The organism is Dehalococcoides sp., assembly GCF_041654235.1.
GTDB classification, from domain to species: Bacteria; Chloroflexota; Dehalococcoidia; order Dehalococcoidales; family Dehalococcoidaceae; genus Dehalococcoides; species Dehalococcoides mccartyi_B.
In genome coordinates this window covers 33274-43499 of record NZ_JBAZDW010000005.1, presented here as the reverse complement: position 1 = coordinate 43499, position 10226 = coordinate 33274, and the positions used below count along the sequence as shown (strand labels likewise).

The 10226-nt window shown below is 46.2% G+C and carries 13 protein-coding genes; 12 read left to right on the top strand and 1 reads right to left on the bottom strand.

The window, feature by feature from the left end:
* The first annotated feature begins 92 nt into the window (after positions 1-92).
* The 11 genes from WC259_RS01395 (at position 93) to recO (ending at position 8301) form a co-directional block, all read left to right on the top strand.
* On the top strand, positions 93-1271 hold the full coding sequence (locus tag WC259_RS01395; RefSeq protein WP_015406988.1) for a tubulin/FtsZ family protein: 1179 nt from the start codon (positions 93-95) through the stop codon (positions 1269-1271).
* Between the two features lie 206 nt (positions 1272-1477).
* Positions 1478-1852: a DUF2089 domain-containing protein gene (locus WC259_RS01390; RefSeq protein WP_011928934.1), complete on the top strand. Its 375-nt coding sequence runs from the start codon at positions 1478-1480 to the stop codon at positions 1850-1852.
* On the top strand, positions 1852-2136 hold the full coding sequence (locus WC259_RS01385; protein ID WP_015406987.1) for a hypothetical protein: 285 nt from the start codon (positions 1852-1854) through the stop codon (positions 2134-2136). The genes WC259_RS01390 and WC259_RS01385 overlap by 1 nt, the downstream gene beginning before the upstream one ends.
* 15 nt (positions 2137-2151) lie before the next feature.
* Positions 2152-2574, top strand: a complete 423-nt coding sequence (locus WC259_RS01380; RefSeq protein WP_012984250.1) for a hypothetical protein — start codon at positions 2152-2154, stop codon at positions 2572-2574.
* A 30-nt stretch (positions 2575-2604) separates the two neighbouring features.
* Positions 2605-2856, top strand: a complete 252-nt coding sequence (locus WC259_RS01375) for a hypothetical protein (RefSeq protein ID WP_015406986.1) — start codon at positions 2605-2607, stop codon at positions 2854-2856.
* Positions 2857-2956: 100 nt separating this feature from the next.
* The gene (gene dnaX / locus WC259_RS01370) at positions 2957-4669 is read left to right on the top strand and encodes a DNA polymerase III subunit gamma/tau (protein ID WP_015406985.1); all 1713 of its coding nucleotides are present in this window, start codon (positions 2957-2959) and stop codon (positions 4667-4669) included.
* A gap of 9 nt (positions 4670-4678) precedes the next feature.
* A complete protein-coding gene (locus tag WC259_RS01365) occupies positions 4679-4978 on the top strand; it encodes a YbaB/EbfC family nucleoid-associated protein (RefSeq protein ID WP_011309097.1) in 300 nt (99 codons plus the stop codon).
* Positions 4979-4999: 21 nt separating this feature from the next.
* Positions 5000-5614 (top strand): recombination mediator RecR, encoded by a 615-nt coding sequence (gene recR / locus WC259_RS01360; protein WP_011309096.1) that lies wholly within the window; start codon positions 5000-5002, stop codon positions 5612-5614.
* 38 nt (positions 5615-5652) lie between these two features.
* Entirely contained in the window at positions 5653-6717 is a 1065-nt protein-coding gene (gene corA / locus WC259_RS01355; RefSeq protein WP_015406984.1) for a magnesium/cobalt transporter CorA, read from the top strand.
* 1 nt (position 6718) lies between these two features.
* Positions 6719-7441, top strand: a complete 723-nt coding sequence (locus tag WC259_RS01350) for a DNA alkylation repair protein (RefSeq protein WP_011309094.1) — start codon at positions 6719-6721, stop codon at positions 7439-7441.
* A 98-nt stretch (positions 7442-7539) separates the two neighbouring features.
* Positions 7540-8301 (top strand): DNA repair protein RecO, encoded by a 762-nt coding sequence (gene recO / locus WC259_RS01345; RefSeq protein ID WP_015406983.1) that lies wholly within the window; start codon positions 7540-7542, stop codon positions 8299-8301.
* 13 nt (positions 8302-8314) lie between these two features.
* On the opposite strand, the gene WC259_RS01340 is transcribed toward recO, so the two are convergent.
* Entirely contained in the window at positions 8315-8494 is a 180-nt protein-coding gene (locus WC259_RS01340) for a hypothetical protein (RefSeq protein WP_015406982.1), read from the bottom strand.
* 229 nt (positions 8495-8723) lie between these two features.
* Between WC259_RS01340 and lysS the strand changes: the two genes are divergently transcribed.
* A complete protein-coding gene (gene lysS, locus WC259_RS01335) occupies positions 8724-10220 on the top strand; it encodes a lysine--tRNA ligase (protein WP_011928925.1) in 1497 nt (498 codons plus the stop codon).
* Positions 10221-10226: the final 6 nt, after the last annotated feature.

Sequence of the window (10226 nt, the reverse complement as noted above, 5' to 3'; positions counted from 1 at the left end):
AATAAAACTAATAACTTGAGAATAGCTAAACGTAAGTTGTTGACATGCTAAAGCTAATAGTTTAGAATTTAGCCCGATTAACGGAGGACAAAATGAAATTAATTGTAATAGGCCTTGGGCAATGCGGCAGCCGCATAGCGGATGAGTTTGCCCGTATGGATAAAAGAGCACGCTCCCAACGAAACGTAAGTATCTGCCCGGGAGTCTTTGCCGTAAACACAGACCAGGCTGACCTTTCCGGTCTGGTTACCATCAAGCCTGACCACCAGCACCGCATACTTATCGGCGGGCGTAAAACCGGCGGGCACGGAGTAGGTAAAATAAACGAGCTGGGTGCTGAAATAGCCAGAGCAGATGCCGATAAGGTAATAGATGCCCTGCGCACCACCAAGCGTTTTTATGATGCAGACGGTTTTCTGGTTATTGCCGGTGCCGCCGGCGGTACCGGTTCGGGTGCTGTTTCCATTATTGCCCAGCATATCAAAGAGCGCTATATGGACAAACCGGTTTATGCCCTGATAGCCATGCCTTTTGAACACGAGGAAAAAACTGAAGAACGCACTGTATACAATACCGCCGTCTGCCTGAAATCCATCAGCTCGGTAGCAGATGCGGTTATATTGGTAGAAAATCAGCGTTATGTCCGCAAGGACTTTTCACTCCGCTACAACCTTTCCAAGATAAACTCACTCATAGTTGAACCCTTCTGGGATTTGCTGTGTGCCGGTGAAGAAAAAAATGCTAAATACATCGGTGCCAAGACTATGGACGCCGGTGATATCATCCAGACCATTTCGGGCTGGACAGTTATCGGTCACGGCAAGTCACGTGTTCGCACTTTGACCCTGCCTTTTGACAAGACTGACCATTTCCGCATGAAGAGCGTTTCCAACTACAAGGGTATTCGGGCTATGGATGAAGCTGTAAGCGAGCTTTCCTTGAAAATTGACCCTCGTGATGCCGGCCGGGCGCTTTTCCTGATTTCCGCCCCTGCCAAAGAAATAAACATGGATATCATAAAGGAACAGGGCGACTGGCTGCGAGAGATGGCCCCTAATGCCATTATCCGCAACGGTGACTATCCCCGTGAAAAAGATACCATGACCGTAACCGTTATCTTCTCCGAGCTGTCTGATCTGGAACGGGTACGCTACTACTATAACCGTTCCACCAGCATGATGCCTATTATCAAACAGCGTCAGTCCGACCTGGCGGACAGGCGGCGTGATATTGATGAACTCAGCAGAGATATTCCTTCCCTGCTTGAATAGCCTCTAAAACACCACTGCATTTAACCGGCTTCGGAAATTCTGAGGCCGGTTTTTTATTGTCTGGGCACTACTCTCCTTACAGCCAAATAAACACTATCAATATTTATCGCCTGTTTTATTAATTTTATTAATATACATATTGACTTTCTTAATTTTCTGACATATAATACTGGCATAAATTAAATAACTACCCGGAGGTACTTAATATGGTTAAAGACTGGCAGGAACTGACCAAGCTCACTCAAGGAGCACCTGTGACTGTTGAGCGGGTCAAACTGGTATCTTCAGGCATTGCCATTGAGGGCAGCTTTGATTTGCCTAATCTGGCCAGACTCCCCGCTGAAGACCAGGTATTTGTAATGGCATTTGTAAAATGCCACGGCTCTATAAAAGATATGGAGAAGTTTTTCGGCATCAGTTACCCTACCGTAAAAAACCGCCTCCAGCGGATAGGTGCAAATTTCAACTTTATTGAAAACTTCCCCGCACCACCCAAGACCAATGAAGATGATAATGTACTGACAGAGCTGGAAAAAGGTGGAATCTCGGTTGAAGAAGCTCTAAGGAGGTTGCAAAGATAATGTACTGGCCACCGATGTTGCTTTGGGTGGGAATACCATTCGGCAAGCATGGCAGAAGTTTCCCGCTTATATTGCCGTTATTCCTGGTCTATCCCATTGTACTGGCACTTATGATTGTACTTGCACCGTTCATGTTACTGGGCATTTTGCTGACATGGGCAAGCGGCAGAGGCCGTTTCCTGTTACTTATCGGCCCTTATTTTTACCGGGTATGGTGTGCCCTGAGGGGGATAAATGCAGATATCCAGGATAAAAATACTCATATAAAAATACAATTTATCTAAAGAGGAATACTTAAAATGTCTGAAAACACCAAAAAAATACTGCAAATGCTTTCTGAAGGCAAAATAACGGTAGATGAAGCCAATAAACTACTGGGAGCTTTGGGTAATGAAGGCGAAAAACCCGGCTCAACTGCCACCGCCACTCCCAAGGGTTCCCCCAAGTACCTGAGAGTGATAATAAACGGCACGGATGAAGACAAAAACGCCAAGGTCAATGTGCGTGTTCCTATGGCTTTACTGAGAGCCGGAATCAAGCTGGCTTCCATACTGCCGGCAGATGCCACCAATGAAATAGACCACAACCTAAAGGGAAAAGGGGTCAATTTTGACTTTAAGAACCTTCGCGAAGAAGACATAGAACCCCTTATTGAGGCCATGACAGAGATGGAGGTGGACGTGGACAGCGAAGGGAGCAAGGTAAAGGTCTTTACCGAATAAACCTGACTAATACTGATACACGCATAAATAATGTTTGAAATATATTACTTATACAACTGCGAATTGAATAAAGAGTACAGGGTGCAGGCAGAAGATTACCGCCGTCTGCACCCTGCCCGCCCTGCGAGCCCCAGACGCCCCTTAATGCTGCGGCTGGGTGAATACATGGTAAATACCGGCAACCGCATTATCGACCATATTACTACCCAACCCATTCCTGATACCGAAGACAGATCGCCTGTTTATAGAAATAAGACTGTTAAAACTCAAACCCTTTTATAAGTATCAACCCCTGACGGATAAACTGGCAGGGGTTTTTAATAACCCCTAGCTAAATATCTGCCCGAAATTGCTTTGGAGAATAACATTTTTAGGGTATAATATGGCAGATATGACCTGTCAGGTATTTTACCGCAAATGGCGTCCCCAAACTCTGGCTGACCTTGTCGGCCAGGAACACGTTGCCCACACTCTGAAAAACGCCCTTTCAAGCGGGCGTATTGCTCAGGCGTACCTTTTTTGCGGCCCCAGAGGTACAGGCAAGACCAGTACCGGACGTATTTTAGCCAAGGCAGTAAACTGCACCACCAATCAGGGCAAGGGTGAACCCTGCAATACCTGCCCCATGTGCCTTTCCATAACCGAGGGCAGTTCCATGGATATAATAGAAATAGACGCCGCCTCCAATACCGGAGTAGACGATATCCGCGAACTAAAAGAAAAGGTTCAGTATTCCCCGTCACTGGCAAATTACAAAGTTTATATCATAGATGAAGTCCATATGCTTTCCAACAGTGCCTCAAACGCACTCCTGAAAACGCTTGAAGAACCACCGCCAAGGGTTATATTTATACTTGCCACTACTGAAATCCACAAGGTTTTGCCCACCATCATGTCCCGCTGCCAGCGGTTTGATTTCCACCGGGTATCTCTGGTGGATATGACCCGCAAGCTGGGCAAGATAAGCCTGGCAGAGGGTATAAATGTTGAGCCGGAGGCCTTGAAACTGATAGCCCGTTCGGCTGGAGGCAGTTTCCGTGACGGTGAAAACCTGCTCCAGCAGATAGCCACCACTTACGGAGCAGAAATAAGCCTGTCCCAGGTACAGGCGGCTCTGGGTATCAGCGGAGATGAACGCATAAAAGCTCTGGCAGAAAATATACTTAAAAAAGACATTAAAAACGGGCTTAAAACCCTTAACGCTGTATTGGCAGACGGGCTTGATTTAAAACAGTTCCGCCGTGAACTGCTGGATTACCTCCGCCAGATTATGCTGGTAAACAGCGGAGCGGAAAGCAGTCTGGAACTGACCGCTGATGAGAAAAAAGCCCTGCAAAAAGTCTCCGGTATAACCAATCTGGAGAATATTACCAAAGCTATAAAGGCCTTCAGCCAGCTGGATTTTTCATCTGATACGGCTTCCAGCCTGAGCTTTGAGCTGGCACTGATAGACGCTTCTCTGGATGAAAATACCGTACCGCTTCCAAATAAACCCAAAGACGAAATACCGGCTGTTAAAGCTGATAAACCTGCTCCGTTAGAAGCACCCAAGACAGCAGCATCTAATAATATACCCACCAAAGAACCCAAAACGGAACCCTTAACTAAACCGAATACATCTGCAGAAACCGCAGCTACTCCCAAGCCTCACACTAAGGAATCTGCACCCAAACTTACCAGAGCGGCTATTCCGATTGAGGAAAAACCCAAATACACCGCCCCTGCCCCGCCCAAAGAGGAAGAAAAAGTGCTTATTGGAGCTGGGGATATAATAGAACAGCTTAAAGTCAGCTGGAAAAGCATACTGGATCAGGCACCGGACAATCTAAAACGGTCAGCGGCAGTGGCCATACTCCGCAGTGCCGGTGTCCGCCCGGTTTCTATGGATAAAAATATAGTCACCCTGTCCTTTAAATACAAGTACCACAAGGACAAGATTGAAGAACTGGAAAACCGTAAGGTGACTGCAGAACTTATTTCAAATTTTGTAGGCAAGACATGCACCCTGGTATGCATATCTGAAGCCGAAACCAACCATTTGGTAAAACAAGCTCAGAAACTGGGCGCCCAGATTATATCAGTGGAGGAAAAGTAAAACGTGAACATGAACATGATTAAGCAAGCCATGGAGCTTAAGTCTAAGCTGGATAAAGCTCAGAAGGAACTGGCAAAAATAGTGGTGGAGACTGAAAGCGCCAAGGGTGCTATCAAGATAAAGATGAACGGCCAGCAAAAAGTGCTGTCCCTCAGTATTTCATCTGAAATTATCAATCCGGCCAAACCCAAGGATCTGGAAAATGCCCTTACCAAAGCTTTCAATGATGCTTACGAAGAGACCAAAAAAGAAGGCTCCAAGCAGATGCAGGGACTTATAGGAGATGTCAAAATTCCGGGTCTTATGTAAAAAGTTCGGCAGGAGATTTTTTTGAAGGACACTTCTTTACCGTCTACGGCCGGTGTGGTAAACAAGCTGATAGATTCACTGGGCAAACTGCCGGGTATAGGCCCGAAAAGCGCCCAGCGTCTGGCATTTTACCTTATGCGGGCACCTGAAGATCAGGTTATTTCCCTCTCAGACACTATCCGCAATATAAAAAACCAGATAAGCCAGTGCCGCATTTGCTGTAACGTGGCTGATAGTGAGCTTTGCCCCATTTGCCAGAATACCAAACGCGAAACAAATAAGATTTGCGTGGTTGAACAGCCTCAGGATATTCTGGCTCTTGAACATGTAGGTGTCTACCGCGGATACTACCATGTACTGCATGGAGCTATTTCCCCCACCGAAGGGATAACCTCCCAGAACATACGTATAAACGAGCTTATGGTTCGGCTGGATAATGGTCAGGTAGAAGAGATTATTCTGGCTACCAATCCCACTACCGAAGGTGAAGCCACCGCCATGTACCTTTCGCGGCTGATAACCCCACTGGGTATAAAAGTGACCAGACTGGCACGGGGCTTACCCTTCGGGACAGAACTGGAATATGCTGACGATGTAACTTTAAGCCGAGCCATGGAGGGACGCCAGAACTTTTAGTTTGCCTTTCCTGATTGAATCACCAAAGGAGGAAGGCTATGACCAGACAATCTAAAAAGTATTCCCAGAAAGCGGGCATGCTGCCCGGTTCGGTAGTATTTATAGGCGAAGGGAAAACAGAAAAGGCTAGCCTCAGCCTGCACTCCTACACTCCGGATTCATATCAACCTCTGCCCGTAAGAAATCTGGCTGATTGTATTACTCAGATTAAACAGTCCAAAGGCATAGTCTGGATAAAGGTAAACGGGCTTCAGGATACCGCCATGGTGGAGGAACTGGGCAAATGCTTTAGCCTCCACCCCCTTACCATTGAAGATGTAGTCAATACCGAACAACGCCCCAAACTGGAAGACTACGGCAATTACTTCTTTGCCGTTATCAAAGCCTTATACTGGGACTCCGAACTTAAAAAAACCCGTTCCGAGCACATCAGCCTGGTGCTGGGTAATAACTATCTGATTAGTTTTCAGGAACATCAGAGTGATATTTTAAACCCCATTCAGGAGCGTTTGAAATCTGACAACGGGCGGCTTCGCAAACTTGGATCTGACTATCTGCTCTACTCCATACTGGACATGGTAGTAGACGGATATTTCAGCTTGCTGGAGGAATTCGGAGACTATCTGGACGAAATAGAAGAACAGCTTTTGTCCACCCCGTCTTCCCAAACCCTCAAACAGATTTCAGGTACAAAAAAGGAAATGCTCTTTATCCGCAAATCTATCTGGCCGGTCAGAGAGACCATTGCATCCATCGAACGCACAGAAAACCCTCTGATAGATAAAAACAGCCATGTATATTTCCGGGATATTTATGACCACCTTATCCAGCTGATAGATACCGGTGAAACCTATCGGGATATGCTTTCCAACATGATAGATATTTATCTCTCCAGCCTTTCCAACCGCATGAATGAAGTCATGAAGGTTTTAACCATTTTCGCCTCTATCTTTATCCCCCTGACCTTCATTGTAGGCATATACGGCATGAATTTTGATATTCCGGAACTCCGTCTCAGCTGGGGATATCCCGGCATACTCATTTTCATGCTGGCCATAGTTTTGCTGCTGTTATCTTTTTTTAAGAGAAAGAAATGGCTTTAAATTGGCAAATATAGAAATTCAAGAGGAATATACCGAACTGATAACCCAGCTGAAAGCTCTGGCAAATGCAGATAATGCGGCCGGAATGAGCCGCTTCGGCATATCCAGTGCCAATACTCTGGGGGTTAGTGGAAAGGATATCCGCCGCCTTATCGTGCAGGCCGGACATAACCACCCGCTTGCCATGTTACTCTGGGATTCAGGCATACACGAAGCCCGGATAATGGCCAGCTTGGTTGCTGAAAGCCGGAAGGTAAGCCCGCAGGAAATGGAAACTTGGGTAAAAGATATAGATTCGTGGGATATCTGCGACCTATGTTGCAACAATCTCTGGTACAAAACCCCTTTTGCCTACGAACAGGCTTTGAAATGGACCTACCGTGAAGAAGAATATGTAAAACGGGCTGGCTTTGTTTTACTGACAGCTCTGGCAGTTCATGACAAAAAAGCCCCGGACGAAAAATTTGTCTTGTTCTTCCCCCGCCTGCTGGCAGAAGCATCTGACGAGCGCAATTATGTAAAAAAATCTGTTAACTGGGCACTCCGCCAGATAGGAAAACGCAATCTCAGCCTGAATAAAGCGGCCATAACTCTGGGAGAGGAAATACTTGCCCAAAACACCAGAAGTGCCAGATTTATAGCCACTGATGCCTTGCGTGAATTGAAAAGCCCCCAGATTCAAGAACGTTTGTCCGGCAGCAGGAAAAAACCGACTGATGCCTGAATGTGGCTTTACCTTTTCTGCTCAAACATATAATATCATTCAGTGAAAGCCTAGAGTTTATCCCAATACCTTTAGAAAAACCGAAAAGACAGATTTAAATGACCAAACCCCATGACTTTAAGACCAAAGCCATAATAGTCCGTAAAACAAAATGCGGTGAAGCTGACCGTATTTTAAGCTTGCTTACTCCGGATCTGGGGTTGATACAGGGCTTTGCCAAGAGCGTCAGAAAGACCAAGAGCAAACTTTCAGGCCATCTGGAGCTTTTATGCTACTCAGAGGTATCGCTTGCCAGAGGCAAAGCTATAGATACGATAACCGGCAGCCAGACTATCCAGAGTTTTCTTAATATCCGCAACAGCCTTCAACTATCCGCCATGGCTTTTTATGCCTGTGAGCTGGCTTACCATTTCTCGCCGGAGGAAGCTGCCAACCCTGCCATGTTTCAGCTCTTGCTCTCCACTCTGGAGGAACTGGATAATGGCTCTCAGCCTGAATTGTGTTTAAAATATTTTGAAATAAACCTTCTGGCAAGTAGTGGCTACAAACCGGAACTCCGCGAATGTGCCAATTGCCATAAAAAACTGCAGGCGACCATAAATTACTACAGCCCGGAAAGCGGCGGGGTAATTTGCCCGAACTGCCGAAACACCCAAATCGGTATGCCTGTTTCGGTAAATACGGTGAAAGTATTGCGTTATATACAGGAAAACAGCTTCTCCAGTATCTGCCGCCTGAAGATTAACCGGGAGATATTGTCGGAACTGGAGCTAGCAATACGTGCCAATATCCGCTTTGTGTTGGAAAAAGAGCCCAAAGCCCTTTTCTGGCTGGATAGCCTCCGCTTGGCTGATTTATGAAAATAAAAGATAACTAATCCCGGCTAATAAACTTTTCTTCGCGTGATTCACCAGCTTGAATATCTTTTGCTTCAAACTGTTTTCCGGATTTATTATTTCTCAAACTATATATACCCAAAGCTATCAATACAACAATTAAAACCGCCTGCACTATACCTACGATAATAGGGATGATAGACTCTGATACATCCATACGTTTTTCTATCTATTTTGTATTATTTGTGACATTTTTTCAGAACGTCAGCAATTATAGCACTTTTATATCACATTTCAAATATTATCCGGTCTACATGTATACTGCCTGCCTCTTTTATACCTTAAGCAGTTTTAACTCACCAATCAAACCAGAGGGTCTATCTTTGCCTTAGCCGCAGTGATAGCATATAATAGCTTTGAAAATCCCAGATACAAGAGAGTAGTCTATGCCGGAAGAATATTTAAACGCTCAAAAGATGGAAAAACTTGAACGGATAAAGAGCCGGGGTATCAACCCTTATCCGTCCACTTTTCATCCCAGCCATACCAGCGCACAGGCAGTTGCTTTGCTGGTTGAGATTGAAACACAGGAAAATCATCTGAAGGAAGTCCTTAAGCTTGCCGGACGGATAATGACCCGCCGTGATATGGGCAAGATTTCCTTTATGGATATACGTGACGGCAGTGGTAAAATGCAGATTTTTTTCCGTCAGAATGACCTTGACGAAGCCAGTATAGAACTGCTTAAAGACTTGGATTTGGGTGATTTTATCGGGGTAGAGGGTAGCCTGATGCGTACCCGCACTGGTGAGCCCAGTCTGGCTGCTACCAAAGTAAGTATGCTTTCAAAATCACTCCTGCCTCTGCCTGAGAAATGGCACGGCCTGCAGGATGTGGAGAAACGCTACCGCCAGCGTTACCTTGACCTGATTTCCAACGCAGATGCCCGCCAGACCTTCCTGACCCGCAGCCGGGTTATCAGTGTTATACGTGCCTTTATGAATGCTAAAGGGTTTCTGGAAGTAGAAACACCTGTTCTTCAGCCTGAAGCAGGCGGGGCACTCGCCCGCCCGTTTATTACCCATCATCAGGCTTTGAACTGTGATTTTTATATGCGAATAGCTCTGGAACTGCACCTGAAAAGGCTGATAGTGGGCGGTTTTGACAGGGTGTATGAAATTGGGCGTATTTTCCGTAACGAAGGCATCTCCACCAGGCATAACCCCGAATTTACCATGATGGAAAGCTACCAGGCTTACGCTAACTATAAAGACGTTATGGATTTTCTTGAGGAAATGGTTTCAAGCGTGGTCAAAGAGATTAGCGGTGGATACACCCTGCCGTTTGGAGATATTACCCTGGACTTTACTCCCCCGTGGCCCCGCCTGACCATGCGTGATGCTGTAAAACAATATGCCGGCATAGACTTTTTTGATTTCCCCACCAAAGAAACACTGGCAGCAGAAATGACCCGCCGCAAACTCAAAGTAGACCCCGCCAAAGACTGGGGGAAACTGGTAGATGAGCTGGTAGGTGAATTTGTAGAACCCCACCTTGTTCAACCCACTTTCCTTACTGACCACCCTGTGGCCATGTCTCCCCTTGCCAAACAGAAACCAGAAGACCCCCGCCTGACAGAGCGGTTTGAGGCCATCTGCGCAAATATGGAAATAGCCAACGCTTTTTCCGAACTGAATGACCCGGTAGAGCAAAGGGCACGTTTTAAAGAACAGCTTGAAAAACGCAGTCAGCTACGCACGGACGAATCTGAAAGCGTGGATGAAGACTTTTTGGCCGCTCTGGCATACGGTATGCCGCCCACCGGCGGTCTGGGTGTGGGTATTGACCGTCTGGTGATGCTCTTTACCAACCATGACTCTATCCGCGAGGTTATTCTATTTCCTGCCCTGAAGGACCGGGAAGACACTAAAACACAGGAATAATTTAGA

Bases quoted from the DNA above. Each gene is read 5' to 3' on its own strand.
- WC259_RS01395 (WP_015406988.1), top strand. From the start codon at position 93: ATGAAATTAATTGTAATAGGCCTTGGGCAATGCGGCAGCCGCATAGCG.
- WC259_RS01375 (WP_015406986.1), top strand. From the start codon at position 2,605: ATGTTTGAAATATATTACTTATACAACTGCGAATTGAATAAAGAGTAC.
- WC259_RS01365 (WP_011309097.1), top strand. From the start codon at position 4,679: ATGAACATGATTAAGCAAGCCATGGAGCTTAAGTCTAAGCTGGATAAA.
- WC259_RS01380 (WP_012984250.1), top strand. From the start codon at position 2,152: ATGTCTGAAAACACCAAAAAAATACTGCAAATGCTTTCTGAAGGCAAA.
- corA (WP_015406984.1), top strand. From the start codon at position 5,653: ATGACCAGACAATCTAAAAAGTATTCCCAGAAAGCGGGCATGCTGCCC.
- dnaX (WP_015406985.1), top strand. From the start codon at position 2,957: ATGGCAGATATGACCTGTCAGGTATTTTACCGCAAATGGCGTCCCCAA.
- WC259_RS01340 (WP_015406982.1), bottom strand. From the start codon at position 8,494: ATGGATGTATCAGAGTCTATCATCCCTATTATCGTAGGTATAGTGCAG.
- lysS (WP_011928925.1), top strand. From the start codon at position 8,724: ATGCCGGAAGAATATTTAAACGCTCAAAAGATGGAAAAACTTGAACGG.
- WC259_RS01390 (WP_011928934.1), top strand. From the start codon at position 1,478: ATGGTTAAAGACTGGCAGGAACTGACCAAGCTCACTCAAGGAGCACCT.
- recO (WP_015406983.1), top strand. From the start codon at position 7,540: ATGACCAAACCCCATGACTTTAAGACCAAAGCCATAATAGTCCGTAAA.
- WC259_RS01385 (WP_015406987.1), top strand. From the start codon at position 1,852: ATGTACTGGCCACCGATGTTGCTTTGGGTGGGAATACCATTCGGCAAG.